Annotated in this window: 25 protein-coding genes; 22 read left to right on the top strand and 3 right to left on the bottom strand. The window is 70.6% G+C overall.

Going from position 1 to position 26,040, the window contains the following annotated elements; translation table 11 throughout:
- Nucleotides 1–139 precede the first annotated feature (139 nt).
- The 4 genes from ABD793_RS35665 (at nucleotide 140) to ABD793_RS35680 (ending at nucleotide 4,678) form a co-directional block, all read left to right on the top strand.
- Nucleotides 140–1,513 carry an ammonium transporter gene (locus tag ABD793_RS35665; RefSeq protein ID WP_344867805.1) on the top strand — a complete coding sequence of 458 codons (1,374 nt, stop codon included), beginning with the start codon at nucleotides 140–142 and terminating at the stop codon, nucleotides 1,511–1,513.
- Complete coding sequence (locus tag ABD793_RS35670) at nucleotides 1,510–1,848, top strand: P-II family nitrogen regulator (protein WP_344867806.1); 339 nt, start codon at nucleotides 1,510–1,512, stop codon at nucleotides 1,846–1,848. The genes ABD793_RS35665 and ABD793_RS35670 overlap by 4 nt, the downstream gene beginning before the upstream one ends.
- 9 nt (nucleotides 1,849–1,857) lie before the next feature.
- Nucleotides 1,858–4,170, top strand: coding sequence for a [protein-PII] uridylyltransferase (locus ABD793_RS35675; protein ID WP_344867807.1), 2,313 nt, complete (start codon nucleotides 1,858–1,860; stop codon nucleotides 4,168–4,170).
- A 127-nt stretch (nucleotides 4,171–4,297) separates the two neighbouring features.
- Nucleotides 4,298–4,678 (top strand): hypothetical protein, encoded by a 381-nt coding sequence (locus tag ABD793_RS35680; protein WP_344867808.1) that lies wholly within the window; start codon nucleotides 4,298–4,300, stop codon nucleotides 4,676–4,678.
- A 196-nt stretch (nucleotides 4,679–4,874) separates the two neighbouring features.
- Here the strand turns inward: ABD793_RS35680 and ABD793_RS35685 are convergent, their stop codons facing one another.
- Both ABD793_RS35685 and ABD793_RS35690 read right to left on the bottom strand, forming a co-directional pair.
- Nucleotides 4,875–5,312 carry a MarR family winged helix-turn-helix transcriptional regulator gene (locus ABD793_RS35685; protein ID WP_344867809.1) on the bottom strand — a complete coding sequence of 146 codons (438 nt, stop codon included), beginning with the start codon at nucleotides 5,310–5,312 and terminating at the stop codon, nucleotides 4,875–4,877.
- Between the two features lie 9 nt (nucleotides 5,313–5,321).
- On the bottom strand, nucleotides 5,322–7,115 hold the full coding sequence (locus ABD793_RS35690) for an ABC transporter ATP-binding protein (RefSeq protein WP_344867810.1): 1,794 nt from the start codon (nucleotides 7,113–7,115) through the stop codon (nucleotides 5,322–5,324).
- Between the two features lie 209 nt (nucleotides 7,116–7,324).
- On the opposite strand from ABD793_RS35690, the gene ffh reads away from it, so the two are divergent.
- From ffh to ABD793_RS35780, 18 genes are all read left to right on the top strand, one after another.
- Nucleotides 7,325–8,869, top strand: a complete 1,545-nt coding sequence (gene ffh / locus ABD793_RS35695) for a signal recognition particle protein (protein WP_344867811.1) — start codon at nucleotides 7,325–7,327, stop codon at nucleotides 8,867–8,869.
- Nucleotides 8,866–9,939 (top strand): amidohydrolase family protein, encoded by a 1,074-nt coding sequence (locus ABD793_RS35700; RefSeq protein WP_344867812.1) that lies wholly within the window; start codon nucleotides 8,866–8,868, stop codon nucleotides 9,937–9,939. The genes ffh and ABD793_RS35700 overlap by 4 nt, the downstream gene beginning before the upstream one ends.
- Before the next feature lie 44 nt (nucleotides 9,940–9,983).
- Nucleotides 9,984–10,706 carry a CPBP family intramembrane glutamic endopeptidase gene (locus tag ABD793_RS35705; protein WP_344867814.1) on the top strand — a complete coding sequence of 241 codons (723 nt, stop codon included), beginning with the start codon at nucleotides 9,984–9,986 and terminating at the stop codon, nucleotides 10,704–10,706.
- A gap of 88 nt (nucleotides 10,707–10,794) precedes the next feature.
- The gene (locus ABD793_RS35710; RefSeq protein WP_344867816.1) at nucleotides 10,795–11,592 is read left to right on the top strand and encodes a CPBP family intramembrane glutamic endopeptidase; all 798 of its coding nucleotides are present in this window, start codon (nucleotides 10,795–10,797) and stop codon (nucleotides 11,590–11,592) included.
- Nucleotides 11,593–11,773: 181 nt separating this feature from the next.
- Nucleotides 11,774–12,220 carry a 30S ribosomal protein S16 gene (gene rpsP / locus ABD793_RS35715; RefSeq protein ID WP_344867817.1) on the top strand — a complete coding sequence of 149 codons (447 nt, stop codon included), beginning with the start codon at nucleotides 11,774–11,776 and terminating at the stop codon, nucleotides 12,218–12,220.
- Entirely contained in the window at nucleotides 12,217–12,456 is a 240-nt protein-coding gene (locus ABD793_RS35720) for an RNA-binding protein (RefSeq protein WP_003103110.1), read from the top strand. The genes rpsP and ABD793_RS35720 overlap by 4 nt, the downstream gene beginning before the upstream one ends.
- Before the next feature lie 29 nt (nucleotides 12,457–12,485).
- Nucleotides 12,486–12,995 (top strand): ribosome maturation factor RimM, encoded by a 510-nt coding sequence (rimM, locus tag ABD793_RS35725; protein ID WP_344867818.1) that lies wholly within the window; start codon nucleotides 12,486–12,488, stop codon nucleotides 12,993–12,995.
- Complete coding sequence (locus ABD793_RS35730; protein WP_344867819.1) at nucleotides 12,992–13,714, top strand: hypothetical protein; 723 nt, start codon at nucleotides 12,992–12,994, stop codon at nucleotides 13,712–13,714. The genes rimM and ABD793_RS35730 overlap by 4 nt, the downstream gene beginning before the upstream one ends.
- A 2-nt stretch (nucleotides 13,715–13,716) precedes the next feature.
- Entirely contained in the window at nucleotides 13,717–14,463 is a 747-nt protein-coding gene (trmD, locus tag ABD793_RS35735; protein ID WP_344867929.1) for a tRNA (guanosine(37)-N1)-methyltransferase TrmD, read from the top strand.
- Nucleotides 14,464–14,630: 167 nt separating this feature from the next.
- Nucleotides 14,631–14,999, top strand: coding sequence for a 50S ribosomal protein L19 (gene rplS, locus ABD793_RS35740; RefSeq protein ID WP_344867820.1), 369 nt, complete (start codon nucleotides 14,631–14,633; stop codon nucleotides 14,997–14,999).
- Nucleotides 15,000–15,030: 31 nt separating this feature from the next.
- The gene (lepB, locus tag ABD793_RS35745; RefSeq protein ID WP_344867821.1) at nucleotides 15,031–15,957 is read left to right on the top strand and encodes a signal peptidase I; all 927 of its coding nucleotides are present in this window, start codon (nucleotides 15,031–15,033) and stop codon (nucleotides 15,955–15,957) included.
- Nucleotides 15,958–16,049: 92 nt separating this feature from the next.
- Nucleotides 16,050–16,838: a ribonuclease HII gene (locus ABD793_RS35750; protein WP_344867930.1), complete on the top strand. Its 789-nt coding sequence runs from the start codon at nucleotides 16,050–16,052 to the stop codon at nucleotides 16,836–16,838.
- Nucleotides 16,835–17,158 (top strand): DUF2469 domain-containing protein, encoded by a 324-nt coding sequence (locus ABD793_RS35755; RefSeq protein WP_003096226.1) that lies wholly within the window; start codon nucleotides 16,835–16,837, stop codon nucleotides 17,156–17,158. The genes ABD793_RS35750 and ABD793_RS35755 overlap by 4 nt, the downstream gene beginning before the upstream one ends.
- A 1,071-nt stretch (nucleotides 17,159–18,229) precedes the next feature.
- Nucleotides 18,230–18,610, top strand: coding sequence for a YraN family protein (locus ABD793_RS35760; RefSeq protein ID WP_344867822.1), 381 nt, complete (start codon nucleotides 18,230–18,232; stop codon nucleotides 18,608–18,610).
- Complete coding sequence (locus tag ABD793_RS35765) at nucleotides 18,610–20,121, top strand: YifB family Mg chelatase-like AAA ATPase (protein ID WP_344867823.1); 1,512 nt, start codon at nucleotides 18,610–18,612, stop codon at nucleotides 20,119–20,121. The genes ABD793_RS35760 and ABD793_RS35765 overlap by 1 nt, the downstream gene beginning before the upstream one ends.
- Before the next feature lie 916 nt (nucleotides 20,122–21,037).
- Nucleotides 21,038–22,210, top strand: coding sequence for a DNA-processing protein DprA (dprA, locus tag ABD793_RS35770; protein WP_344867824.1), 1,173 nt, complete (start codon nucleotides 21,038–21,040; stop codon nucleotides 22,208–22,210).
- Nucleotides 22,211–22,261: 51 nt separating this feature from the next.
- On the top strand, nucleotides 22,262–23,281 hold the full coding sequence (locus ABD793_RS35775) for a tyrosine recombinase XerC (RefSeq protein WP_344867825.1): 1,020 nt from the start codon (nucleotides 22,262–22,264) through the stop codon (nucleotides 23,279–23,281).
- A gap of 109 nt (nucleotides 23,282–23,390) precedes the next feature.
- Nucleotides 23,391–24,239, top strand: coding sequence for a FliA/WhiG family RNA polymerase sigma factor (locus tag ABD793_RS35780; protein ID WP_425548829.1), 849 nt, complete (start codon nucleotides 23,391–23,393; stop codon nucleotides 24,237–24,239).
- A gap of 910 nt (nucleotides 24,240–25,149) precedes the next feature.
- Here ABD793_RS35780 and ABD793_RS35785 read toward each other — a convergent pair.
- Nucleotides 25,150–25,734 carry a murein hydrolase activator EnvC family protein gene (locus ABD793_RS35785; protein ID WP_344867828.1) on the bottom strand — a complete coding sequence of 195 codons (585 nt, stop codon included), beginning with the start codon at nucleotides 25,732–25,734 and terminating at the stop codon, nucleotides 25,150–25,152.
- Nucleotides 25,735–26,040 lie beyond the last annotated feature (306 nt).

A 26,040-nucleotide genomic window follows, 5' to 3' on the forward strand; every position in this document is an offset into this window, starting at 1 on the left:
GCCACCCCGGGTAACCGGAAACCTTCCCGTAACAACCCGAGTGCCGGAGTTCACGCCGGTGAAACCTGGTACGCCGCCCGGTGAAACACCGGCGCCGAAGACTTTCCCCGCAGTGAACCCAGGGCACGGGAGGAAGATTGTGCTGAACGCCGGAGACACCGCTTGGGTATTGGCCAGCGCTGCGCTGGTCATGCTCATGACCCCAGGACTCGCGTTCTTCTACGGCGGCATGGTCCGCGCGAAGAGCGTCTTGAACATGCTGATGATGAACTTCGTCGCACTGGCCGTGGTCGGGGTGCTGTGGGTGCTCTTCGGCTTCTCGATGTCGTTCGGCAACGACGCGTTCGGCGGACTGGTCGGCAACTTCGATTTCGCGGGGCTGTCGGACACCTTCGGCAAGTTCGTCGGTTACGCCGCCGACGGTCCGCCACAGGTGCCGTGGCCGGGCCCGGATGCGTTGCCACTGCTGGCGTTCTGCATGTTCCAGCTGATGTTCGCGATCATCACCCCGGCGCTGATCTCCGGTGCGATCGCGGACCGGGCGAAGTTCTGGGGCTGGACGCTGTTCGTGGTGGTCTGGGTCGTCATCGTCTACTTCCCGGTCGCACACTGGGTTTTCTCGTTCGACGGCTTCACCGGTCCGGATGCGGCAGGCGGCTGGATCGCCAACCAGCTCAAGGCACTCGACTTCGCCGGCGGCACCGCGGTGCACATCAACGCGGGTGCCGCGGGTCTGGCGCTGGCCATCGTGCTGGGCAGGCGCAAGGGCTGGCCGAAGGACACCGGGCGCCCGCACAACGTGCCGTTCGTGCTGCTCGGTGCGTCGCTGCTGTGGTTCGGCTGGTACGGCTTCAACGCCGGTTCCTCGCTCGGCGCGAACGACCTCGCCGCGGTGGCGTTCACCAACACCACCGTGGCCACCGGGGCCGCGGTGCTCGGCTGGCTGATCGTGGAGCAGCTCAAGTTCGGCAAGCCGACCACGCTGGGCGCGGCCTCGGGTGCGGTGGCCGGACTGGTCGCGATCACCCCGGCGTGCGGGTTCGTCAGCCCGCTCGGTTCGATCGCGATCGGCGTGCTCGCCGGGGTGCTGTGCGCGCTGGCGGTGTCGCTCAAGTTCCGCTTCGGGTTCGACGACTCGCTCGACGTGGTGGGTGTCCACCTGGTCGGCGGGCTCGTCGGCACCATCCTGATCGGCTTGTTCGCCACCACGAGCGTGAACTCCGACGGTGCCGACGGCCTGTTCTACGGTGGGGGCTTCAAACAGCTGGGCATCCAGGTGGTCGCTGCGCTCGCGGTACTCGGCTATTCGTTCGTGCTGTCGCTGATCATCGGCTTCGCGATCAAGAAGGCGGGTGGCTTCCGGGTGAGCGCGGAGCACGAGGTGAGCGGGATCGACGAGGCGCAGCACGCGGAGAGTGCCTACGACTTCACCGGGATGGGCGGCCTCGGCCAGCACAGCACCTTCGCGGCAAAGCCGGCCACCGCCACGAAACTCGAGGAGACCAAGGCATGAAGCTGATCACCGCGATTGTCAAGCCGTTCACGCTCGACGACGTCCGGTCCGCGCTGGAGCAGCTGGGGGTGCTCGGCATGACGGTCGGCGAGGTGCAGGGCTACGGCAGGCAGAAGGGGCACACCGAGGTCTACCGCGGTGCCGAGTACTCGGTGGATTTCGTGGCCAAGCTGAAGATCGAAGTGGTCGCCGACGACATCGTGGTGGAGAAGGTGCTCGACGCGATCACCACCGCCGCGCACACCGGCAAGATCGGGGACGGCAAGGTGTGGGTCACCCCGGTGGAGACGGTGATCCGGGTGCGGACCGGTGAACGCGGCACGGACGCGCTATAGGCACCGGGGATGACAGACGGGGGTGAGCTGGTCCGGGCGACCGCACGGTTGCTCGAGGGCAGGCACGGCCGGCTCGGCGCGTCCGCACTGCGGGCGGCGCTGGTCGACCTGTACGAGTTCTGGCTCGGGAAGGGGGCCTCGGCGGCCGGCGTGGACACCGCGGAACCGGGTGTCTCGCTGGTCGCCGTCGGCGGTCTCGGGCGGCGGGAGCTGGTGCCGTTCTCCGACCTCGACCTGGTGCTGGTGCACAACGGGAACACCGGCGTCGGGGAGATGGCGGACGCGCTGTGGTATCCGCTGTGGGACGCGAAGATCGGGCTGGACCACGCGGTCCGCACTCCCGGTGAGGCGGTGAAGGTCGCGTCGGAGGACCTGCGGACCGCGCTCGGCCTGCTCGACGCCCGGCATCTCGCCGGCGACGCCGAGCTGACCGCGCGGCTTGCCTCCGCAGCCAGGGACCAGTGGCGTCGCACGGCCCGCAAACGGCTCGGTGAGCTGGCCGACTCCGTGCGCACGCGCTGGCGGCGCAGCGGCGAGATCGCGCAGTCCGCGGAACCCGATCTGAAGCACGGACGGGGCGGCCTCCGTGACTTCGCTGTGCTGGAGGCGCTGGCCGCGGCACAGCTGACCGACCGTCCTGGCGAGGAACTGCTTGCCGCGAAGGAACTTCTGCTCGACGTGCGGACCGAACTGCGACGTGAGATCCGGCGGGAGCGTGACGTCCTGAGCGCCCCGGAAGCCGATCCGGTGGCCGTCGAACTGGGCTTCAGTGACCGGTTCACCCTGGCGCGCAAACTTTCCGGTGCCGGCCGGACGGTGGCGTACGCGGTCGACGTCGCCCTTCGATCCACTGTGGAGCCTGCCCGGTCCCGCTTCGGACGGCGGCCCGCACGGACGCCGTTGGACGAAGGCGTGGTGTTGCACGGCGCGGAGGTCGCGTTGGCAAGGGATGTCCTGCCGGCGAAGGATCCCGCGTTGCTGCTGCGGGTCGCCGCCGCTTCGGCGCGGACCGGCAAGCCGATCTCGCACGGCACGCTCCGTACGTTGGCGGAGTCCGCTCCGGAGCTGCGTGCTCCGTGGCCGGACGACGCGCGGCACGCCCTCGTGGAGTTGCTGGGCGCAGGGGAGGGACTGGTCGACGCCGTCGAGGCGCTGGACCGGACCGGCCTGTGGTCTCGGCTTTTCCCGGAATGGGGTGCGATCCGCGATCTGCCGCCGCGCTCGCCGGTGCACCAGTGGACGGTGGACCGGCACCTGGTGCAGGCGTGCGTCGAGGCGGCGAAGCTGACCACCACGGTGTCCCGGCCGGATCTGCTGTTGATCGGCGCGTTGCTGCACGACATCGGCAAGGGCCGGGACACGGACCATTCGGAACTGGGCGCGAAGATCTCCGCCCAGGTGGCGCAGCGGCTCGGGCTCCCGCCTGCGGACGTCGCGACGGTGTCGGCCACGGTCCGCCACCACCTGCTGCTGCCCCACACCGCGACCCGGCGCGACATCGGTGATCCGGCCACCGTGTCGCGGGTGGCGAAGACGCTGGACAGCGACGTCGTGTTGCTCGAGCTGCTGCACGCGCTCACCCGTGCCGATTCACTGGCCACCGGACCCGGCGTGTGGACCGACTGGAAGGACCGGCTGCTCTCCGAGCTCGTCGCGAGCTGCGAGGAAGTCATGCACGGCAAGGTGTTCACCCCGCCGGAGCCGTTGGACGAACAGCAGCGGGAGCTCGTCGCCGAAGCCGCCCGCACCGGCCTCGGCCAGATCCGGATCTCCGCACACGGCAAGGTCGTCACGGCGCTGCTTGCGGTGCCCGCGAACGCCGAGCTGCTCGCCCCTGCCGCCGGGGTGCTTGCGCTCAATTCGCTGGAGGTGCACGGAGCTGTGCTGCGGGACCACGACGCCGGTCGCGCGGGGGTGTTCACCGCTTCCCCGAAATTCGGTTCGCTGCCGGATCCGGCACTGCTGCGGGAACAGTTCGCCCGTGCGGTGGCAGGCACGCTCCCGCTGACCCAGCGCCTGGTGGCGAAGGAACGCGACTACTCGACCTCGTCGTCCGCGGTCGTCGCACCGCACGTGCGGTGGTTCGACGACGAGACGAGCGGCCCGGACACCGTCGTGCTCGAACTCCGCGCCGCGGATCGCATCGGCCTGCTGTTCCGGGTGGCCGGCGCGCTGCGCGGTGAGACCCACGTGCGCTGGGCGAAGGCCGCGACCCTCGGCGGTGCGGTGGTGGACTCGTTCGCGCTGTCCCCGCGGGCCGAGCCGGTTTCCCCGCAATGGCGGGCGAAGGTGGTGGCGGCGGTGCTGGCCGCGGTGTCCTGAGCGGGGCCGTCCCCTCGTGGTCGTTCGGCCGTCCGGGCTCACCCGTGCGGGGTGTCGGGGTCGCGGAGGCCCGTTCCGGTGGCAGGATGGCGCGGGTCCGAGGAGGGTGCGAGCGGGGGTGAGCACGATGCGAGGTCAGGAACAGAACCTCCCTGAGCTTTCGCTGCCGCCGACGGTGGTCGCCGGCCATCTGCGGTCCTGCGCCGAGGAGCTGGCCGGAGCGCTGCGCGGACACGAACGGGCGGCGACGCTCGACGAGCTGGCCGAGGTCGTCACCCAGCTGGTCGCCGGGCAGCACGCGCTCGCGCACGCGCTGGCCGGACTGGCCGGACGGGTGGACGTCCGCAACGGCGCACTGGCCGCGGCGGCCACGGTCGACGTCGAGGTGGTCACCGAGGTGCTGCAGGCCGCGGCGTGCGCGGTGGGCTGCTCGGCCGAAGCGCTGGCCGACGCGCAGCCGTCCTTCGACTGCGTGCGCGAATCGGCGGGGCCGGACACCCGCGTCTGAGTAGTTTCCCCCAGTGCCGATTGGGGGACTTCACGCTGCCGTGCGCCGGGCCGGTCCGGGCAGACTCCCTGCCAACGCGGTGGACGAGGGGGATCCGCTTGCGTGCCCGCGGCGGAAGGCACCCGGGGAGGTGTGCCGCTCCGCCACGGTTCCGGGGCCGGTCGTGGGGAGCGGCCGCGTCCCGGAACCACCGGGGTCAGGAATCCGCGAGCCGCTTCAGCAGCTGCGCGGCCATCCGGAGCAATTGCTGCTCGGTCGGGCTGAGCGTGCGGTCCAGCGCCGCGGCGAGCCACTGCTCCCGCGACACCGAGTACTCCCGCAGCACAGCCCGGCCCCCGGCGGTGATGTCGATCAGCGAACGCCGTCCGTCGGACGGGTCGGCGGTGCGCGTCACGAGCCCGCGCTCGGTGAGCGTCGCCAGAATCCGGGTGAGCGACTGGGGATGCATCCGCTCGGTTTCGGCCAGCTCGCCCGGTGTGTGCGTGCCTGCCCGGTAGAGCCGGGACAGCACGGCGAGTACCGCGGCACCGGGCGCGGGCGCGTCCGCCTCGGCACGCATCCGCCAGTTGAGCCGTCCGACGCCCTCGCGCACCTCACGGGCGAGCGCGGTCAGCTCGTCGGATTCGGTCTGCATACCGCCAGATTAGGCGGCTTCCCCGCGCACCAACCGGGCATACCTGCCGTCGAGGGCGAGCAGGTCGGCGTGCGTACCGCGTTCGGCGATCCGCCCGGCGTCGAGCACCACGATCTGGTCCGCGTCCGCCACGGTGGACAGCCGGTGCGCGATGGTCAGCGTGGTCCGCCCCGCGGCGAGCCGGTCGAGCTCCGTCTGTACGGCCCGTTCGGTGCGGTTGTCCAGCGCGCTCGTCGCCTCGTCCAGGATCAGCACCGGCGGGTTGCGCAGCAGGATCCGGGCGATCGCCATCCGCTGTTTTTCCCCGCCGGAGAAGCGGTACCCGCGCTGGCCGACGACGGTGTCGTAGCCCTCCGGCAGCGCGGCGAGGGTTTCGTGGATGTGCGCGGCCTTCGCGGCGGATTCCAGTTCCTCGTCCGTGGCGTCCGGTTTCGCGAACCGCAGGTTCTCCCGCACCGACGCGTGGAAGAGGTAGGTCTCCTGCGACACCAGCCCGACCCCGGCGGCGAGCGAGGCGAGGGTGACGTCGCGGACGTCGGTGCCGTCCACGCACACCTGCCCCTCCGCCACCTCGTACAGCCGGGCGACGAGGTAGGCGAGGGTCGTCTTGCCGGAGCCGGTGGAACCGACGAGCGCGGTGGTCGTCCCGGCAGGCACGTCGAGGTCGATGTCGCGCAGGGTCCACGGGCCGTCCTCGTCGTAGCGGAAGCCCACCCCGCGCATGGACACCGCGCCGCCGCGCACCGCCAGCTCACCGGCGCCGGGTCGGTCTTCGATCTCCGCCGGCAGGTCGAGCACCTCGAAGATGCGCCCGAACAACGCCTTCGCCGAGGCGACGCTCTGGCTGACCGTCTGCATCGCGGTGGCAGGCGCGAGCAGCCGGTTGAGCATGCTGGTGAACGCGACCACGGTGCCGAGCGAAACCGGTGCCGCGCCGCCGGCCAGTTCGAGGCCGGCCACCCAGTAGACGAGTGCCGGGATGATCGTCAGGCTCATCGTCCGCGCCGCCCGCTGCCAGCGCCCGGCCAGTGCGGCACTCCGTTCGAGCATGGCCACCTCGCGCGACTCTGCGGCGAACCGGTCCCGCATCATCGACTGGTTGCCCATGGTCTTGGCCAGCAGCACCCCGGTGACCGACAGGGACTCCTCGACGATGGTGGTCAGCCGGGCCATCCGGCGCGTGCGGCCGCGGGCGAGCTTGCGCTGTTTGCCGCCGAGCCGCAGCGTGAACAGCAGGAACAGCGGCACGACCAGCAGTGAGAGCAGGGCGAGCTGCCAGTCCATGATCAGGATGGCGACGGTGATGGCCAGCACCGTGGTGCCGTTCTGCACGATCGACGCCGCGGTGGTGGTGACCACGTTGTCGACGCCGCCGATGTCGTTGAACACCCGCGACAGCACCTCACCGGTCTTGGTGCGCGTGAAGAAGCCCAGCGACATGCGCTGGAAGCGGCAGTAGACGGACACCCGCAGCTCGTTCATCACCTGCTGGCCGACCGTGTTGGACAGGCCGGTGGTGAGCACGCCGAGCCCGCCGGAGCCGAGCGACGCGGCGATCATCCCGATCGCCAGCAGGCTCACCAGCAGCGCGTCGCGGTGCGGCAGTGCGTCGTCGAGGATCTCCCGGAGCAGGAACGGCGAGGCCACGCCCAGTCCGGCCTGCACCACCAGCAGCACCCCGAGTGTGGCCAGCGCCCGCCGGTGCGGGTGGAACAGGGCGGCGATCCGGCGCAACGGCACGTGCTCGTCGCCGTCCCCGGTGGGTTCGGTCAGCTCCGGACGCCGGATACCGGGAGAAGTCATACGCGTATGTTTACTTATTTCCGACCGTGGATCCAGCAGATTTCTTTTGCGCAGGCCGAAGTGTTCCGGACGCTATCATCAACGTAGGAGTAGGAATGCCTGCGCACCCGTGAGGCCGGGCGGCCGGGGCGGCTACCCTCGGGGGATGCCGGGGTGGCCGTGTGCTGCCCGGCACGCGAACTTTCGACCCAGCTGGAGCGTGCACCCCCGTGTTCGACACTCTCTCCGATCGGCTCACTTCGGCCCTGCAGACGCTGTCGCGCAAGGGCAGGCTGTCCGACGCCGACATCGACGCCACCGCGCGCGAGATCCGCATCGCGCTGCTGGAGGCGGACGTCGCGCTGCCGGTGGTCAAAGCCTTCATCGCGAAGATCAAAGAACGGGCGAAGGGCGCCGAGGTCTCCCAGGCGCTCAACCCGGCGCAGCAGGTCATCAAGATCGTCAACGAGGAGCTCGTGGCGATCCTCGGCGGTGAGACGCGCAGGCTGAGCCTGGCGAAGAACCCGCCGTCGGTGATCATGCTCGCGGGCCTGCAGGGCGCAGGCAAGACCACGCTGGCGGGCAAGCTCGCGCTGTGGCTGAAGAAGCAGGGCCACGCACCGCTGCTGGTCGCCTGTGACCTCCAGCGGCCGAACGCGGTCACCCAGCTGCAGGTGGTCGGCGAGCGGGCGGGCGTACCCACCTTCGCGCCGGAGCCGGGTAACGGCGTCGGCGACCCGGTGGATGTCGCCCGCCGTGCCATCGACGAGGCCAAGCACGCGCAGCACGACATCGTGGTGGTCGACACCGCGGGCCGGCTGGGCGTCGACGAAGAGCTGATGAAGCAGGCCAGCGACATCCGGGCGGCGGTCCGGCCGGACGAGGTCCTGTTCGTGGTCGACGCGATGATCGGCCAGGACGCGGTGACCACCGCCGAAGCGTTCCGCGACGGGGTCGGCTTCACCGGTGTCGTGCTGACCAAGCTCGACGGCGACGCCCGCGGCGGTGCCGCGCTGTCCGTCCGCGAGGTCACCGGGCAGCCGATCCTCTTCGCGTCCAACGGGGAGAAGCTCGAGGACTTCGACACCTTCCACCCGGACCGGATGGCTTCGCGCATCCTCGGTATGGGTGACGTGCTGACCCTCATCGAGCAGGCCGAACAGCACTTCGACCAGGACCAGGCCGAACAGGCCGCGCAGAAGCTCACCAGCGGTCAGCTGACCCTGGAGGACTTCCTCGACCAGATGCTCGCGGTCCGCAAGATGGGCCCGATCGGCAACCTGCTCGGCATGCTGCCCGGCGCAGGCCAGATGAAGGACCAGCTCTCCCAGGTGGACGACACGCACCTGGACAAGCTGCAGGCGATCATCCGCGGGATGACCCCGGCCGAGCGGGCCGATCCGAAGATGATCAACGGCTCCCGCCGGCTGCGCATCGCGAACGGTTCGGGAGTGGCCGTGCGCGATGTGAACGACCTGGTCAACCGCTTCTTCGAGGCGCGCAAGATGATGGCGCAGATGGCCGGCAAGTTCGGCTTCGGCGGTGGTGGCGGCAGCAAATCGCGCAAGGGCAAAAAGGGGAAGAAGGGCAAGGGCCGCGGCCCGACGCAGCCCAAGGTGCGCGGCGGGCTGCCCGGTGGCATGCCGATGCTGCCTCCCGGCGGTGCCGGTGGCGGTGCCGGCATGCCGGACCTGTCCCAGCTCGGCGGCATGAACGACGTGCCCGGCTTCGACCCGTCGAAGTTCAAGCTGCCGAAGAACCCGAAGAGCAAGTGAGCGCACTGCACCTGTCCGGCACCGTCCTGCCCGATGGTGAGCCGCGGGAGCTGTGGATCGATCGCGGCCGGATTTCGTCCGAGCCGGTTCCCGGTGCGGAAACGCTGTCCGCAGGGGGATTCCTGGTACCGGGGCTGGTCGACGCGCACTGCCACCCCGGGATCGGCCCGAAGGGCGCGGTGCCGCAGTCGGCAGCGGTCGAACAGGCCCTGACCGACCGTGCGGCAGGCACGTTGCTGATCCGCGACTGCGGTCTGCCGATCGACGTGCGGCCGCTGCAGTCGCGCGCGGATCTGCCCACGATCATCCGCTGCGGCAGGCACCTCGCGCTGCCGAAGCGGTACCTCCCCGGCTACGCGATCGAGCTGGACGATCCGGCGCTGCTGCCCGATGCGGTCGCCGAGCAGGCCCGCGACGGCGACGGCTGGGTCAAGCTCGTCGGCGACTGGATCGACCGGGCCGAGGGCGACCTCGCGCCGCTGTGGCCGGACGACGTGCTCGCCGAGGCCATCCGCGTTGCGCACGAACTCGGCGCGCGGGTGACCGCGCACGTGTTCGGCGAGGCCGCGCTGCCGGGCCTGATCGAAGCGGGCATCGACTGTCTCGAACACGGCACCGCGCTGTCCTCGGACCAGCTTGCCGAACTGGCCCGCCGCGACGTGGCGCTCGTACCCACGCTGATCAACATCGAGAACTTCCCCGGCATCGCGGACAAGGCCGCGAAGTACCCGACGTACGCGGCGCACATGCGGGCCTTGCACGCCGGTGTCGGCGACATGGTGTCCGCGGCCGTCGAAGCAGGCGTACGCGTCTTCGCGGGCACGGATGCCGGCGGCATGGTCGAACACGGTCTCATCGCGGACGAGATCGAGGCGCTGCACGGCGCCGGCATGTCGCGCACGCAGGCGCTCGCCAGCGCCTCGTGGGCCGCGCGTGAGTGGCTGGGACACCCCGGCATCGAGCACGGTGCACCCGCCGACCTGATCGTCTACCCGGCCGACCCGCGGGACGACCTGGCGGTGCTGCGGCATCCGAAGCACATCCTGCTGGGCGGCACCGTCTTCGACTGACCCCCGCCGCACCCGGGCCGCATGCGGGCACTTAGCGTGAGCCCGTGAACCAGGACGGCGGGGTCAGGCGGGTGTTCGGTGCCCACTGGGCGTTCGTGGCGTTCTTCGCCGGGGTGGCCGGCTACCACCTGGTCACGCTCATCACCGCGGCCGCGGTCAACCGGCAGTCCGGCGACACCGATCCACTCGACCTGGTCGACGGTGCGGCCCTGCTGCTGGCTTTCCTGCCGAACCTGGTGCTCGGCCTCGGACCGGTGGTCGGTTCGCTGCGCTTCGGCGCCGGGCTCGAACGCGATTTCGGGCTGCGTCCGAGCTGGCGCGACGTCCGCATCGGTCTCGCCTGCGGTGCGCTCGCGCTCGTCGTCGGCTACGTGCTCAACCTCGGCGTGATCGCGGTCTACGGCGGCGACGACGTGTCCGACAGCCCGCTGACCGACCTCCCCGAAGTGTCCGGGGGCGGCTACGGGTGGCTGGCCGCGGCGGCTGCGATCACGATCATCGCCGTGCCGGTCACCGAGGAGCTGCTGATGCGCGGGACGTTGTGGAACGCCCTCGTGCACCACCGGGTACCGCCGTGGGTGGTGCTGCTGCTCACCGCGCTCGTTTTCGCGCAGCTGCACGGCGAGGCCTCGCGCACGATCGCGTTGTTCGGCCAGGGCCTGGTGCTCGGACTGGCGCGGTACCTGTCCGGCCGCACCGCGGCGAGTGTGGTCGCGCACGCCGCGAACAACCTGCCGCCTGCGGTATTGCTGTTCACCGGGCACTGATCGTTCCCGTGATCGTTCGAGTACTGTGTGAAGCCGCTCTGCCGGTTAGGCTCGAGGGGTTGATCCGCGCGACCACCGGAGGCCCGGCGTGACGACTTCCGAGCACCGGGAACCCCTTCCCGGTGCCACGCCGATCGCGCCGGAGGACTCGGTGCCCGCTTCCCCCGAGTTTCCGGCGCACCGCTGGGGATTCGGGGCGTTCCTGCTCGTCGAGGCGGTGCTGCTGGCCTCGGCCGCGTTCGTGAGCGTGCTCGTCGGCGAGCCGGCGCCGGGGCAGCCGCTGCCGATCCGCTCGGTCCTGCTCGGCACGATCCTGCCCACCATGATCGCCGCCGGCGTCGCGCTGCTGGCCACCGTCGTGCGCGGCAACGGCCCCGTGCTCGACCTGCGGCTGCACTGGCGCTGGCCGGACGTCAAGGTGGGTCTCAAGTTCGGCGCGCTCGGGCTCGTGGTGGCCTCGCTCGGCGCCTACGTGTGGACCCGGCTGGTCGGCTCGGCGGATGCGACGTCGGCGATCAGCGCGCTGGTGGACGACCGCAAGATGTCGGTGTCCGCGGCCGTGGTGATGTTCGCCTACCTGTGGCTGGTCGGGCCGATCTGCGAGGAGATCATCTACCGCGGGCTGCTCTGGGGCGCGGTCGAGCGGCTGAACTGGCGGGGCGAACGGTGGGGCCGGTTCGCCGCGTTCCTGCTGTCCACCGCGGTGTTCGCGGCGAGCCACCTCGAACCGTTGCGCACCACGCTGTTGCTGGTCATCGCGATCCCGATCGGGCTGGCCCGGCTGGCCACCGGACGGCTCGCGGGCAGCGTCGTGGCACACTCGGTGAACAACTTCCTGCCCGCGGTGGCGATCCTGCTCGGCGCGCTCGGGGTGACCTCGATCTGAGCGCCGCCCGGGGTCTGCGCAGGCGGTCCGGCGCCGTCTGGCAGAATGTTTGCTTGCCCGCTTCCGCCGGACCCTCTCACCGTGTGGAAGCTCCTGACCTCCGGGTGCCCGCGGCCTTGTCCCCACGGGGTTCGGCGTGCGCCCGCACCGCACCAGAGAGCAACGAGGAGTACCCACACCCGTGGCCGTCAAGATCAAGCTGCAGCGCCTCGGCAAGATCCGTGCGCCGTACTACCGCATCATCGTCGCCGACGCGCGCACCCGCCGGGACGGCAAGGCCATCGAGACGATCGGCAAGTACCACCCCAAGCAGGAGCCGAGCCTGATCGAGGTCAACACCGAGCGCGCGCAGTACTGGCTGGGTGTCGGCGCGCAGCCGACCGAGCCGGTGCAGCGTCTCCTCGAGATCACCGGTGACTGGCAGAAGTTCAAGGGCCTGCCGGGCGCCGAGGGCACCCTGAAGGTCGCCGAGCCGAAGCCGTCCAAGCAGGACCTGTTCAACGCGGCGCTGGCCGCGGCCGGTGAGGAGCCGGTCGCCGAGGCCACCACGCCGAAGAAGAAGTCGGCCCCGAAGAAGGCCGACAAGGCCGAGGCCGGCGAGTCGGCCGAGGGCGAGAAGTCCGAGTGAGCTTCCTCGCCGATTCCCTCGAGCACCTGGTGCGCGGGATCGTCGACAACCCGGACGAGGTCCGGGTCGAGCTGCTGACCACACGCCGTGGCCGCACGCTCGAGGTGCATGTGCACCCCGACGATCTCGGCAAGGTGATCGGCCGGGGCGGGCGCACTGCGACCGCCCTGCGCACCGTGATGGGCGGCATCGGTGGCCGAGGCGTCCGGGTGGACGTCGTCGACACCGATCGCTGACCCGGTTACCTCGGATTCGGACGGTCAGGATGGACGTCGTAGTCGGCCGGATCGCGAAAGCGCACGGCATCCGCGGCGAGCTCGCGGTGGACGTGCGCACCGACGCTCCGCAGGAGCGGTTCGCGATCGGCGCGGTCGTCACGACGAAGCTGCGAGACGGCAGCGAGAGGGACCTCACCGTGGCAGCCGCCCGCGAACACAGCGGGCGGCTGCTGGTGCGTTTCGAGCAGGTGCTCACGCGCGAAGTGGCGGAGACGCTGCGTGGTGCGCTCCTGCTCGTGGACACCGGTTCGCTGCCGCCGACCGGTGATCCGGAGGAGTTCTACGACCACGAGCTGGCCGGTCTTCGCGCCGAGCTGGCCGACGGTTCGGTCGTGGGCACCGTTGCGGACGTCGTGCATTCCCCGGCCGGTGAGCTGCTCCAGCTCGACGCGGACGGCCGCGAAGTGCTGATCCCGTTCGTGCGGGCCATCGTGCCGACCGTGGACGTCGCGGGTGGCCGGGTCGTGCTCGACCCTCCGGAAGGGCTGCTGGAATGAAGGCACGTTCGGTGCGCATCTCGGCCGCGGTGCTGCTTTCCGCGGTACTCGCCACCGCCGGTCTGACCTCTCCCGCGGCCGCGGCCGCGCCGGTCTACGGCGACTTCTCGATGATGTTCAGCCGCAGCGCAGGGCAGTACGCGCCGCCGGGGGAGCAGGCCTTCCAGTGGGCCTGGTCGCCGCAGTCGGCCACCGAATCGCAGATCTCCTGGGGCGACCCCCGGGCGTGGCCGCCCGGCGACGCCGAGCACTTCGTGCACGCGGGCGACTGGGTGCTGCTGGACGGATGGGACGGCAACGGCACGTACTACACCCAGCGCGTGACCAGCGAATCGCTGTGTCACGGCGAGGAGTGCACGCCGATCCCGTCGGACGGCGGCCGCCAGCACTACGTGCAGTGGACCGTGCCGGCGCAGGACTACCGGCTCGTCGCCGAGGGCACCGTCACCGAGCAGAGCAGCGGCAAGACCTTCCGGTTCCGGCATGCGCAGACCTGGGGTGCGCCGGCGCCGTGCAGCGTGGCCGCCTTCGGCGAGCGGACGTGCATCACGCAGAGCGAATCGTGGTCGGACGACAAGGACCTGCCTGCCGGTTCGCCGGTGCGCGAGACGCTGCGCCGGGACATCCGGATCGCACAGGGTCTCGGCATGGCGTTCTCGATCGACCAGCAGGTGCCCGCGCCGTGGCACGCGGAGGCCACCGAGTACTGGAACTGGTAGCAGTGCGCATCGACGTCGTCACGATCTTCCCCGAATACCTCGACCCGTTGCGTGCCGCGTTGCTGGGCCGGGCGATCGACCGCGGGCTCATCGAGATCGGCGTGCACGACCTGCGCGACTGGACGCACGACGTGCACCGCGCGGTCGACGACGCCCCGTACGGCGGCGGTCCCGGCATGGTGATGAAGCCGCAGATCTGGGGTCCGGCACTCGACGAGGTGTGCCGTCCGGAGACCCGCCTCGTGGTGCCGACACCGGCCGGACGGCCGTTCACCCAGGAGCTGGCGCACGAATACGCGGCCGAGCCGCACCTGGTGTTCGCCTGCGGCCGCTACGAGGGCATCGACCAGCGGGTGGTGGACGACGCGGCGCGGCGGATGCCGGTCGACGAGGTGTCCATCGGCGACTACGTGCTGGTCGGCGGTGAGGCCGCGGTGCTGGTCATCGTCGAGGCCGTGGTCCGGCTGCTGCCCGGAGTGCTCGGCAACGCGCGGTCCGCGGCCGAGGACTCGTTCTCCGACGGCCTGCTCGAAGGACCCAGCTACACCCGTCCGGAAGTGTGGCGCGACCTGGCGGTGCCGGACGTGCTGCGCTCGGGGAACCACGCGGTGATCGACCGCTGGCGCCGGGACCAGGCGCTGGCCCGCACCGCCGCGCGCCGCCCCGATCTACTGGCCCGGTTGCCGGAGGGTAACCTCGACAGCCGGGATCACGAGGTGCTCGGCAGGCTCGGCGAGCATCCCGGATAGACCCCGTGCGAAGCAGGCACCCGCGCCTCTGCCATACTTGACCGGTTGGCGTGAGTGGACCGCCTCGTTCACGAGCCCGCCATCAGCCCCCGGTGTGGTCGCAGCGGTGTCGTTGCGCGCCTGGGCGGATGTACCCGAGAACACGAACCGACGAGGACGGACCACCGATGAACACCCTGGACGCGCTGGACGCGCAGTCACTGCGTTCCGACATCCCGGACTTTCGTCCGGGCGACACGCTCAAGGTCCACGTCCGCGTCATCGAGGGCAACCGCGAGCGCAACCAGATCTTCCAGGGCGTCGTGATCCGCCGTCAGGGCGGCGGCATCCGGGAGACCTTCACCGTCCGCAAGGTCTCCTTCGGCGTCGGCGTGGAGCGCACCTTCCCGGTGCACTCGCCGAACCTCGCCAAGGTCGAGGTCTTCAAGCGCGGTGACGTGCGGCGCGCGAAGCTGTACTACCTGCGCGAGCTGCGCGGCAAGAAGGCGAAGATCAAGGAGCGCCGCGACAGCCGCGAGACCACCTCTGCCTCCTGAGTGACGGCGCGGTTACCGGTAGCCTGGCGACGTGGTCGAACCCGTGTCCCAGAACGCCGCTGAGGACGACCCCGATCGCTCGGAGGAAGACCGGGAACGGTCCGCCGGGCGCAAGGGGTCGCACCGGCAGGGAAAATCCCAGAAGAAGCGGTCGTTCTGGAAGGAACTGCCGATTCTGATCGTGATCGCACTGGTGCTCACGATCCTGATCCAGGCGTTCCTCGCGAAGGTCTACATGATCCCCTCGGGATCCATGGAGTCCACGCTGCACGGCTGTCCGGGCTGCACCGGCGACCGGATTCTGGTCGACCGGGTCACCTACGATTTCACGGACCCGTCGCCGGGCGACGTGATCGTGTTCAAGGGCCCACCCGCGTGGACCGAGAACGAGGTCGCCCCGCAGGAATCGAGCAACGTCGTGGTGCGCGCGCTGCGTGGCCTCGGCTCGCTGGTCGGATTCGCCCCGCCGGACGAGCGGGACTTCGTCAAGCGGGTCATCGCGGTCGGCGGCCAGACGGTGCAGTGCTGTGATGCGCGAAACCGCGTGATCGTGGACGGCAAGGCGCTCGACGAGCCGTACATCCACTGGGAGGACGCGAGCCACCCGGTGCAGGAAACGTTCGCGCCGGTCAAGGTTCCGCAGGGTGCGCTCTGGGTGATGGGCGACAACCGCAACAACTCCAGCGACTCGCGGTACCAGGGTGGCGGCGGCCCCAACGGCGCGGTGCCGGTCGACGACGTCATCGGCAAGGCCCGCCTGATCGTGCTGCCGCCGAGCCGATGGGGAGTCATCTCGGCTCCCGATCCGCAGGAGAACGCCCAACCGGTGGCGCTCGGTGCGCCCGCGTGGCAGCAAGGTCTGCCGCTGGGCGCCGGCGTCGCGGCGGCAGTGCCTGCGCTTTACTCCGGACGGCGCCTGAAGGCCGGTCTCCGCAGGGCGGCCGGCCGGAGACGGTAAGTGCACTGCACTTCAGACGACAGCCGGGTGGTGCCGCTGTGACTGTTCCCGTTCCCCGTATTCCCGCCGAGCCGCTGCGCCCGGCGCGGGCCGTGGTGCGTGGCGAGCTGTTCTGGGGTCTGCAGGGCGCGCTGGACCGGCGCGGGCTGGGGCCGGTCGCCGGTGTGGACGAGGCCGGCGCAGGGGCGTGCGCCGGCCCGCTGGTGGTGGCGTCCTGCGTGCTGCGTCCCGGTGACGGTGCGCGGCTGCCCGAGCTCACCGATTCGAAGATGCTCACCGCGAAGGCACGCGACCGGGTCTACGACCGCGTCCTGCAGCGTGCGCTCGACCACGCGATCGTCGTGATCCCCACCGAACAGGTCGATCTGCTCGGCATCCGGGTGATGAACCTGGAGGGCATGCGCCGCGCGGTGGCCGCGTTGCGCACCCATCCCGGATACGTGCTCACCGACGGCTTCCCGGTCCCCGGCATCCCCGCCCCGAACGCCGCGGTGATCAAGGGCGACCGCAGCGTCGCGGCCATCGCGGCGGCATCGGTGCTGGCCAAGGTGACCAGGGACCGCATCATGACCGGCCTGCACGAGGAGCTGCCGCACTACGGTTTCGCCGTGCACAAGGGCTACAGCACCTCCGACCACCTCGCCGCGCTGAGCGAGCACGGCCCGAGCCGGGTGCACCGCTGGTCCTACACGAATGTGGCCACCGCGGCGGTCGCCCACGGGCTCACCCCACCGCATCCGGTCGTACTCACCTACGCTGCATTGGAGAACTCTCTGGAAAAGACGGGCGGGCCGGTCCGTGCCCCGGGCCGCTCAGTGGGTAAGAATGAACGCTCCGCCGCCGGAGCAGGACGAACGCGAGGAGGGGCGCGGATTTCATGAGCGCAGAGGATCTCGAGAAGTACGAGACCGAGATGGAGCTCTCGCTGTACCGCGAGTACCGCGACATAGTCGGCCAGTTCTCGTACGTGGTGGAGACCGAGCGGCGGTTCTACCTGGCCAACGCAGTGGACGTCCAGGTGCGGGACGGCGGCGGCGAGGTGTACTTCGAAGTCCGCATGTCGGACGCCTGGGTCTGGGACATGTACCGCCCGGCCCGCTTCGTCAAGCACGTCCGGGTCATCACCTTCAAGGACGTCAACGTGGAAGAACTGGACAAACCAGACCTCCGCCTCCCCGAAGACGGCCCGTTCTCCGGCTGAGCCCACCGCCCCCGGAGGCCGTGCGCGATCCTGCCGAGCCCGCAAGCCGCCGGGTGTTCTGCCTGGTCCCGCAGGCCGTGGACTCGGTCCCGCCACGCCGTAGGCCGCGGGCCGAGTCCCGCTGGCCCTGGGCTGAGTCTCGCCGGGCCCGCCGTCGCTCAGGCTGTCGACTTTGGTCCCACCAGGCCTGCCACGGCCACCAGGCCACCAGGCCCGCAGGCCACGGGTCGCGGGTCGCGGGTTGCAGGCCGCGGTCGCAGGCCACGGGTCGCGGGCTGCTGGCGTCGGGCTGCTGGCGTCGGGCTGAGTCTCGCCAGCTCCACCGGCCCCGCAGGCTGTGTCTCCCAGACTCACCAGACCCGCCGGCTGCCCCCAGCCCCTACCGGGTCCGCTGGCCTCGGGCTGGGTCTCTCCGGTCCCACCAGACCCGCAGGTTGTTCCCCTAGTTCCCCTACCGGGTCCGCTGGCCTCGGGCTGGGTCTCTCCGGTCCCACCAGACCCGCAGGTTGTTCCCCTAGTTCCCCTACCGGGTCCGCTGGCCTCGGGCTGGGTCTCTCCGGTCCCACCAGACCCGCAGGTTGTTCCCCCAGTCCCACCACCGGGTCCGCTGGCCTCGGGCTGAGTCTCACCGGTCCCACCAAGCCCCGCCGGCCGCGGGCTGAGCCTCGCCAGCTCCACCAACCCCGCAGGCTGTGCCCCAGACCTACGGCCGTCGGTGGGCCCCGTCAGTCTCGAAGTCCGCGAGCCGAGTCTCGCCGATCTCGCAGCCCACGGACAGTTTTGCCCGTTGCCCTCGCCCGAGTCGCACTGTTCCCGGTGGTCGCGCGGAGTCCCACCGTTCCCGCGGAGCCATCGGTTGGCCCGCACCGTTCCCGCTGCGCACACCGAACCTCGATACCACCCCACGTCGACGTCCTCGTCCTCCGTTCACCCTCGCGAGCTGCGTCAATCCACAACCCCCCAGTTGTCCACAGCTGCGCCGGAAGGTCCTGGCTTTGCCTTGGTCACGCTGAGATTGTGGAGCCATGACGCACCGTGATGGCCGGTGCGTCACCGATCGAGGGGGGACACATGAAGGACGAGCCGCACCCCGGCGCGCTCTGGCGCCGGACGTTCGGGCGCTGGGGCGAGGACCTGGCTGTCCGGCACCTGCAGGCGGCCGGAATGGTGCTGTTGAGCCGCAACTGGCACTGCCGTGAAGGCGAACTCGACCTCGTCCTGTCCGATCGCGAGCGCGTCGTGTTCTGCGAGGTGAAGACCCGTTCCGGAGACGCCTACGGAACGCCGGCCGAATCGGTCACCGCCGAAAAGATCGACCGCGTCCACCGCGCGGCAATGCGCTGGCTGCGCGAGTACCGCGTCGGTTGGTGCCGCACCCGCTACGACGTGGTCACCGTCTTCGCGCGGGTCGGCCGGCAGCCGGTCATCCAGCACTTCGCCGGGGCATTCTGATGCCACACGCCAAAGCCTGGTCCGTCGCGCTGGTGGGCATCGACGGCCGCGTGGTCGAGATCGAGGCCGACCTCGGCGGTGGCCTGAGCCGGGTCACCCTCGTCGGTCTGCCGGACGCCGGGCTGCGCGAGGCGAAGGACCGGGTCCGCTCGGCCGTGCGCAACTCCGGTCAGCCCTGGCCGGACGGCAAGATCACCCTCGCGTTGTCCCCGGCCAACCTGCCGAAAATGGGGTCGGGCTACGACCTCGGCATCGCCGCCGCGGTACTGGCCGCGACCGGCGCGGTGCCGGCCACCAAGCTGTTCCGCACCATCCTGCTCGGCGAACTCGCGCTCGACGGCCGCATCCGCCCGGTCCGCGGGGTACTGCCCGGCCTGCTCGCCGCCCGCGCCGCCGGTCACGAACGTGCGGTCGTCCCCGCGGAATCGCTGTTCGAAGCCGCCCTTGTCGACGGACTGGAGGTAGCCGGCGCCGCCCGCCTTGCCGACCTCGTCGCCTGGCTGCACGACGAAGGCGAGCTTACCCCGGCACCGCCGCCGACGGTCACCGAACCGGCGGCGGAGCCCGATCTGGCCGACGTCGTAGGGCAGCCGGAAGCGCGCTGGGCGCTGGAAGTCGCCGCGGCGGGTGGTCACCACCTGCTGCTCACCGGTCCGCCGGGGGTAGGCAAAACTCTTCTTGCGCAACGACTTCCCGGAATTCTGCCGGAGCTGTCGGCGGAAGAATCCTTGCAGGTCACCGCGATCCACTCGGTCGACGGATCGCTGTCCGCGTCGTCACCGCTGGTGGCGGTTCCGCCGTTCGTCGCCCCACACCACTCGATCACCGCGGCCGCCCTGATCGGCGGCGGTACCGGTCTGGCCGCGCCCGGTGCGATCAGCCGAGCCCACCGCGGCGTCCTGTTCCTGGACGAGGCGGCCGAATTCGGCAACCAGAAACTCGATTCCCTCCGCACCGTCCTGGAAGAAGGCGAGGTACGCATTTCCCGGGCGAAGGGCGTTGTCCGCTACCCGGCCAGGTTCCAGCTGATCATGGCGACGAACCCGTGTCCGTGCGCCCCGGCCCGGGAAGCCGACTGCACTTGCTCGGTCACCGCCCGTCGGCGCTACCTCGCCCGGCTGTCGGGCCCGCTTCTGGACCGGGTCGATCTCCGGGTGCGTCTCCGCCCGCTGACGGCGATTTCCGCCCACCGTACGACAACCCCGGAAACTTCGGCGACAGTCCGAGCCCGGGTCCTCGCCGCCCGTGAGCGTGCCCAGCACCGCTGGCAACACCACGGCTGGCGAAAGAACTCGGAAGTGCCCGGCCCGGTACTCCGGCGGGATTTCCCGCTGCCCGCCTCCACGACCGCGGTTCTCGACCGAGCGCTGGACAGAGGCCTCCTCACCGCCCGAGGCGCCGATAGATGCCTCCGGATCGCCTGGACCCTGAGCGACCTGGCCGGGCTCCCCATCCCGGACACCGACCAGGTGACCGCCGCCCTCAACTTCCGCGAAAGAAGCGCCGCATGACCACCAGCACTTCGCCCCGGCACCGCGATCCCGAGCCCGTCACACCGCGACCACCGCACGATCTCATCCCGCCACCACCAGATGGCCTGCGCTTTGTCGCACTGCCGCGCCCGGATGGCCTGCGTTGTGTCGTGCCGTTACCACTGGGCAATTTGCACCTCCTCACGGCGTCACTGCCGCGCTCTTTCGCAGCGCTGCCGGACAGTTCGCGCTGTCTCACACTGCCGTTGCCGGATGGTCCGTGCTGTCGTGCACCGCTGCTGGGTGGTTCGGGTTGTCTCACACTGCCGTTGCCGGATGGTCCGTGCTGTCGTGCACCGCTGCTGGGTGGTTCGGGTTGTCTCACACTGCCGTTGCCGGATGGTCCGTGCTGTCGTGCACCGCTGCTGGATGGTCCGCACCGTCTCGCGACGCCGCTGCCGGACCGTCCGCGCAGTCGCGTGCCGCCGTGATCGCCCCTGGCCGAGCTGGCTACTGCGCTGGTCACGATGTGCCCGAGCAACCGTCCTTCCACGACCCGACCGGCCAGCTCGGCCGCGCACCAGCGCGCTCGGGTCTCCACCGCGCCGCCTGCCGCAGTGACCGGGTCGTTCGGGAGACCTGCCGCACGGATCAGCCGGCGCCGAACCGGCCTCACCGCCATCCACCGAACCCGCAGAACGCGAACTGAGGAAACGGAGTACTCGATGACCAACCCAGCCCGTCAACCCGGCGTCGCCGGTGCAACCCGGTCAACGCATCGCCGCCCCCGCAAACCGACGGCCGCATTGCCCGCCGCAGGGCGCCACCTGCACCCCGTCGAGAACCACGACCTCCGGCCCGAACACGATCCCGCTCGGGTTCGGGACCGCCTCGCCCCGCACCGGCATCTGGTGGTCCTGCCGCCTGTGGAATCCGGCCTGCGAAGAGACGCGGCATGACCGCCGCCGTCCAGGACCAGACCGCGGCCACGGATGCCGAACGTCTCGCCCGCGCGTACCTGCTCCGCGTGGCCGAGCCGCCCGCCCCGGCCCTGCTGGCGTTCGTGGGGGAGCACGGGCCGATCGAAGCCGCGCGGCGGGTCCGGGCAGCCGAGTGTCCCGAGCGCGTCCGCCGGGAGACCGCGGCCAGACGGGAAACGGTGGCCGCGGAGCGGGATCTCGAGCAAGCAGACAAATCCGGCGCGCGGCTCGTCACCCCGGAGGACCACGAATGGCCCGCCTGGCCGCTGTTGTCGTTGGCAGTCGCGACTGGCCGCGGAGTGCAGAACGTCGCCGCACCACTCGCGCTGTGGGTTCGCGGCCCCGCGAATCTCGCGGAGACGGCCGACCGGGCCGTCGCCATTGTCGGAGCCAGGCTGGCCACGGACTACGGGCTGCACAACGCACTCGAGTTCGCCCATGCGCTCGCGGTCCGCCAGGTGCCGGTGTTCTCCGGCGCCGCGATGGGGATCGACGCCGCCGCACATCGTGGTGCGCTGAGTGGTGACGGGGCCACCGTCGCGTTGCTCGGTTGTGCGGTCGACCTCGCCTACCCTTCCGGCCACGCTGACCTGCTCAAGCGGATCGTCGACAGCGGCGGCGCGGTGGTCAGCGAGTACGCGCCGGGCACTCCACCGGCCCGGCACAGGTTCCTCGTGCGCAACCGCCTCATCGCGGGTCTCACCGACGGCACGGTGGTGGTGGAGGCAGGCGTACGCAGCGGAGCACGCAACACAGCCACCACCGCGGGCGCGCTCGGCAAAGCCGTGATGGCGTTGCCCGGTCCAGCGCATTCCGGCAACTCGGCCGGCTGCCACGCACTCATCCGGGACTGCAAAGCCACCCTCGTGACCACTGCCGACGAGGTTCTGGAGACGGTCGGCCGTTTCGGTATCGCGGAAGCCGAATCGGAAACGCCACGTCGTCCCACCGACCATCTCGGGCCGGAGGCGCTGCGGGTCTACGAGGCGCTGGTGCCACGTGCCGGTCGCACTCCGGAGGAGGTCGCGGAGGATGCCGGGGTGCCCGTCACGAGGGTCCGCGCGTTGCTGCCGGAGCTGGAAATCGACGGCTTCGCAGTCCGGGGTGACACCGGATGGCGCCGGATCGTCCGAACGGCCGCCCGATGACCGGCGTGGCGATGCTTGACCAACGGCGGTGGTTCGCGCAGCGTAATCGCCATGTCGTCTGCGACCGCGCGCACCGGAGCTCCGGCGCGTCCCGGCGGGCACCGAAAACGCCCGCCACGCCCCGATCTTCGGGCTCTCCGGGATGCGTTGCCGAAGGCGGCGCAAGCCGTCGTGACCGATTACGAACGGCATCTGTCGCTGGAGCGAGGGCTGTCGCCGCACACTGTCCGCGCCTACGTCGGCGACATCGTTTCCTTGCTGGCGTTCCTGACCGCGGAGGAGGGCGACGCTCCGCCGCGGAGCCTTGACGACCTCGACATCACGCAGCTGCGTGCGTGGCTTGCCGGGCAACGCACCGAGGGCGCGGGCCGGACCACCTTGGCCCGTCGCGCCGCGGCAGCACGCACGTTCACCGCCTGGGCACATCGCACCGGGCAGCTGAAGGCGGATCCAGGAGGCCGGCTGGCCGCGCCCCGGGCGCACCGGACGTTGCCGGGGGTGCTGCGTGCCGACCAGGCTGGTGCGCTGATGGCTGCCTCCGCGAAAGGAGCAGTCGAACGGGATCCGGTTGCACTGCGTGACCGTGCGCTGATCGAGCTACTGTACGCGACGGGCATCCGAGTGTCGGAACTGTGCGGCCTGGATGTCGGCTCGGTGGATTTTCCACGCCGGGTGGTTTCGGTCGTCGGCAAGGGGGACAAGGAGCGAACGGTTCCGTTCGGCGTCCCGGCCGCTGCGGCGCTGTCGGAGTGGCTGGCGGAGGGGCGGCCCGCGCTGGCCGGGGAACGGTCCGGTCCGGCGCTCTTCCTGGGCGTTCGAGGCAAGCGGCTCGATCCTCGTGCGGCACGCCGGGTGGTGCACGAAGCGGTGGCGGCTGTGCCCGGTGCGCTCGACATGGGACCGCACGGGTTGCGGCACTCCGCCGCAACTCATCTGCTCGAAGGAGGTGCCGATCTCAGGAGCGTTCAGGAACTGCTCGGTCACGCTACGCTTGCCACGACTCAGCTCTACACTCACGTGACCGTCGATCGGTTGAAGGCGATCCATGACCGAGCACATCCCCGGGCCTGACGAGGCCGGTGGTGGCCCGGCCGGGGGAACCAGGGCAGAGCTGACGGCGCACGCGCATCCGCACGAGCACGGAGACCACACTGATCCGCATGTCGAGAACGACCGTGCAATGACCGCTACACCGCAGGTCACGGAAACCGGGGCGGTAGTCCCCGGCACGCCGGACGCCGTCAACGGGGACGGGCGTCCCGGTCATGACGTCGATGCGGGGATCCAGGCGCTGTGGCAGCAGTTCGCCGACCAGCCGGACCAGGCGTCGCGCGATCGGCTGGTGCTGCACTACGCGCCGCTCGTGAAGTACGTCGCCGGACGGGTCGGCACCGGCCTGCCCACCCACGTCGACGTGGGCGACCTGGTGCAGTCGGGCATCTTCGGGCTGGTCGACGCCATCGAGAAGTTCGACCCGGATCGCGGGCTGCGGTTCGAGACGTACGCGATGCAACGCATCCGCGGCGCGATCCTCGACGATCTGCGATCCCAGGACTGGGTTCCGCGCGCGGTGCGAAGCAAGGCCAAGGAGACCGCGCGGGCGCTGGAACGGCTCGGCGCGCGTCTGCATCGCACGCCCACCGACGCCGAACTCGCCGGCGAGCTGGGCGTGGGCCTCGGCGAGCTGCGGGACTTCTACGGCCAGCTGCGCCTCACCAGCGTCGTGGCGCTCGAGGACCTCGTCGCCGCGGGCAAGGACGCCGGTTCACTGGTGGACACGCTGCCCGACGACGGCGCTGTCGACCCGGTCGCCGTCCTCGTCGACCAGGACAACCGGCGGCAGCTCGCGGAGGCCATCGCCCAGCTGACCGATCGCGACAAGATCGTGGTGAGCCTCTACTACTTCGAAAGCCTCACACTCGCCGAGATCGGCAAGGTCCTCGGCGTCACGGAGTCGAGGGTGAGCCAGCTGCACACCCGCGCGGTGATGCGGCTGCGCGCCAAACTGATGGAGCAGCCCAACAGCTGAACTGATGGAGCAGCCCAATAGCTGAACGGCCGGAACAGCCCGACGACCGGGCCGACGCTGCGCCTCCCGATGTCAGGGACACGTGTGCGGAGCACTCGGGCGATGTGCGCGGTCCGATGACCGCTCGGTGCGCGCCGCCCGACGGCTGGGGCGATCGCACGGTTCGACAGCTGAGGCGTTCGCGCGCGGTCTGGCAACTGGGGCTGTGGAGCACGGGCTCGATGACCGGTGCCGGGCCGTGGCGTGGCGTTCGATGACAGGACGGTATTGCGTGCCGACCGGCGGTTGGCGCGCTGGTGCACGCTCCGCGTACAAGAAGCGTGCGGTCCGATGGGCGCTGCCGCTGTGTGGCGTTCGATGGCTGGTGGGTGCGTGCTGGTGGGTGCGTGCTGATGGCCAGCGTCGCCGTGCGGCGTTCGATCGCCTGGCCAGTGGGTCTTGTACGCGGAGCGTGGTGCGTGCAGATCGGCGGTCCAGGGGGCGGCCGTGCGTGGCGATCGGCGGTCCGGGGATGGTGGTGCGTGGCGATCGGCGGTCCGGGGTGGTGGGTGGTGCGTGCTGATCGGCGGTCGGCGGTGGTGGTGTGTGCAGTTTGGTGACCGGGGCGATGCGTGCTGTCCGATGGCGGGGGCGATCGGGCGTGCGGTCCGATGCTCGGGGACGTGTGCGGGCAGTGCTCGGGGGCGTGTGCGGCCGGTACCTCGAGCGATGGTGTGTGCGGTCCGACGGTCAGTGTGCGGGCGGCCTGGCGGTTGGGTGGCGCGGGCAGCGTGGCAGCTTCGGCTGGCTGAATAGTCTGGTCACTGGTTGTGGCGTCGCTCTTCTGCGTCCGGGCTTTCGTCCGGGGCTGGTTGAGGTTCCCCCTTTCGGGTGTTTCTGCGGTGCAGGTGGTGGTCGGTCTCGTGCATGTTCACGGTCCTTCTGCCCACGGTTTGAGCCGCACCCGGCTCGGGGTGCCGACCAACGCCAGCGGATCGACGTACTCCGCACCGCGCCGGGCGCCCCAGTGCAGGCAGGCCGGCACCGGGCAGCCGGGATGTCCGGGTACGACCGTCCCCAGCGGCTGGCTGCGGTAGACTTGGTCGCCGACGGTAACCGTCGGGGTGACCGGAAGGTACGTCGTGTGGAGACCGCCGTCGTGGTCCAACGCGATCACGCCGCGGCCGGCGACCTGCCCGGCGAACACCACCACTCCCATGTCCGCGGCGAGTACCTGCTGGCCCGGCGAGGCTTCGAGGTCGACGCCACGGTGGCCCGGCCCGTAGGGCGTCTCGGGTGGCTCGAAGTTCCGGGTCACCTTGGGACGAGGGGTCAACGGCCAGGCGAACCTCCCGGCTTGTGCCACGGGAGCTGAGGAGGCGGGCGGCGTCCCCGGCGGTTCACTGGCGTCGGCACGTGTATTCAGCACGATGGCCGACCAGACGATCAGGACTACCGCAGCCGTTCCGACCAGCCAGATGCGCCGTACGCGGCCACGTGGGTCGAACAACGGCATGGCACCGCCCGATCCTGCCAACCGCCGCGGCGGTTCGTCCCACCTGAAATCCCCGGAGCGCGAGGCCCGCATCGCGATCCGTCCGGCCACTCGGCTTCGCCGGCGGATCCTTTCGGCAGCAAGGGAAAACCACTTCGTCGCAGCGATGGCGAAGGTAAGGCGGCGAGCGGTCCGTACGGCTAAGCACAGGAAGGCGAACAACATGTGTGCGAAGCGGCTGATCCTTCTCCTGCGGGCAGCGAGCGCCGGGCTGCCGGGTGACCGGCCGGACGGTGCGAAGCCGAACCGGGACGGTCGGCTCGGCTG

Source organism: Amycolatopsis ultiminotia (genome assembly GCF_039536925.1).
In the GTDB taxonomy this organism is placed as follows: domain Bacteria; phylum Actinomycetota; class Actinomycetes; order Mycobacteriales; family Pseudonocardiaceae; genus Amycolatopsis; species Amycolatopsis ultiminotia.

Excerpts from the sequence above, each read along its gene's own strand:
- ABD793_RS35730 (WP_344867819.1), top strand. The coding sequence starts at position 12,992 with ATGAAGGCACGTTCGGTGCGCATCTCGGCCGCGGTGCTGCTTTCCGCG.
- ABD793_RS35775 (WP_344867825.1), top strand. The coding sequence starts at position 22,262 with ATGTCGTCTGCGACCGCGCGCACCGGAGCTCCGGCGCGTCCCGGCGGG.
- ABD793_RS35685 (WP_344867809.1), bottom strand. The coding sequence starts at position 5,312 with ATGCAGACCGAATCCGACGAGCTGACCGCGCTCGCCCGTGAGGTGCGC.
- ABD793_RS35670 (WP_344867806.1), top strand. The coding sequence starts at position 1,510 with ATGAAGCTGATCACCGCGATTGTCAAGCCGTTCACGCTCGACGACGTC.
- ABD793_RS35765 (WP_344867823.1), top strand. The coding sequence starts at position 18,610 with ATGCCACACGCCAAAGCCTGGTCCGTCGCGCTGGTGGGCATCGACGGC.
- ABD793_RS35780 (WP_425548829.1), top strand. The coding sequence starts at position 23,391 with ATGACCGCTACACCGCAGGTCACGGAAACCGGGGCGGTAGTCCCCGGC.
- ABD793_RS35675 (WP_344867807.1), top strand. The coding sequence starts at position 1,858 with ATGACAGACGGGGGTGAGCTGGTCCGGGCGACCGCACGGTTGCTCGAG.
- rimM (WP_344867818.1), top strand. The coding sequence starts at position 12,486 with ATGGACGTCGTAGTCGGCCGGATCGCGAAAGCGCACGGCATCCGCGGC.
- ABD793_RS35680 (WP_344867808.1), top strand. The coding sequence starts at position 4,298 with ATGCGAGGTCAGGAACAGAACCTCCCTGAGCTTTCGCTGCCGCCGACG.
- ABD793_RS35785 (WP_344867828.1), bottom strand. The coding sequence starts at position 25,734 with ATGCCGTTGTTCGACCCACGTGGCCGCGTACGGCGCATCTGGCTGGTC.
- ABD793_RS35760 (WP_344867822.1), top strand. The coding sequence starts at position 18,230 with ATGAAGGACGAGCCGCACCCCGGCGCGCTCTGGCGCCGGACGTTCGGG.
- ABD793_RS35690 (WP_344867810.1), bottom strand. The coding sequence starts at position 7,115 with ATGACTTCTCCCGGTATCCGGCGTCCGGAGCTGACCGAACCCACCGGG.
- ABD793_RS35755 (WP_003096226.1), top strand. The coding sequence starts at position 16,835 with ATGAGCGCAGAGGATCTCGAGAAGTACGAGACCGAGATGGAGCTCTCG.
- rplS (WP_344867820.1), top strand. The coding sequence starts at position 14,631 with ATGAACACCCTGGACGCGCTGGACGCGCAGTCACTGCGTTCCGACATC.
- dprA (WP_344867824.1), top strand. The coding sequence starts at position 21,038 with ATGACCGCCGCCGTCCAGGACCAGACCGCGGCCACGGATGCCGAACGT.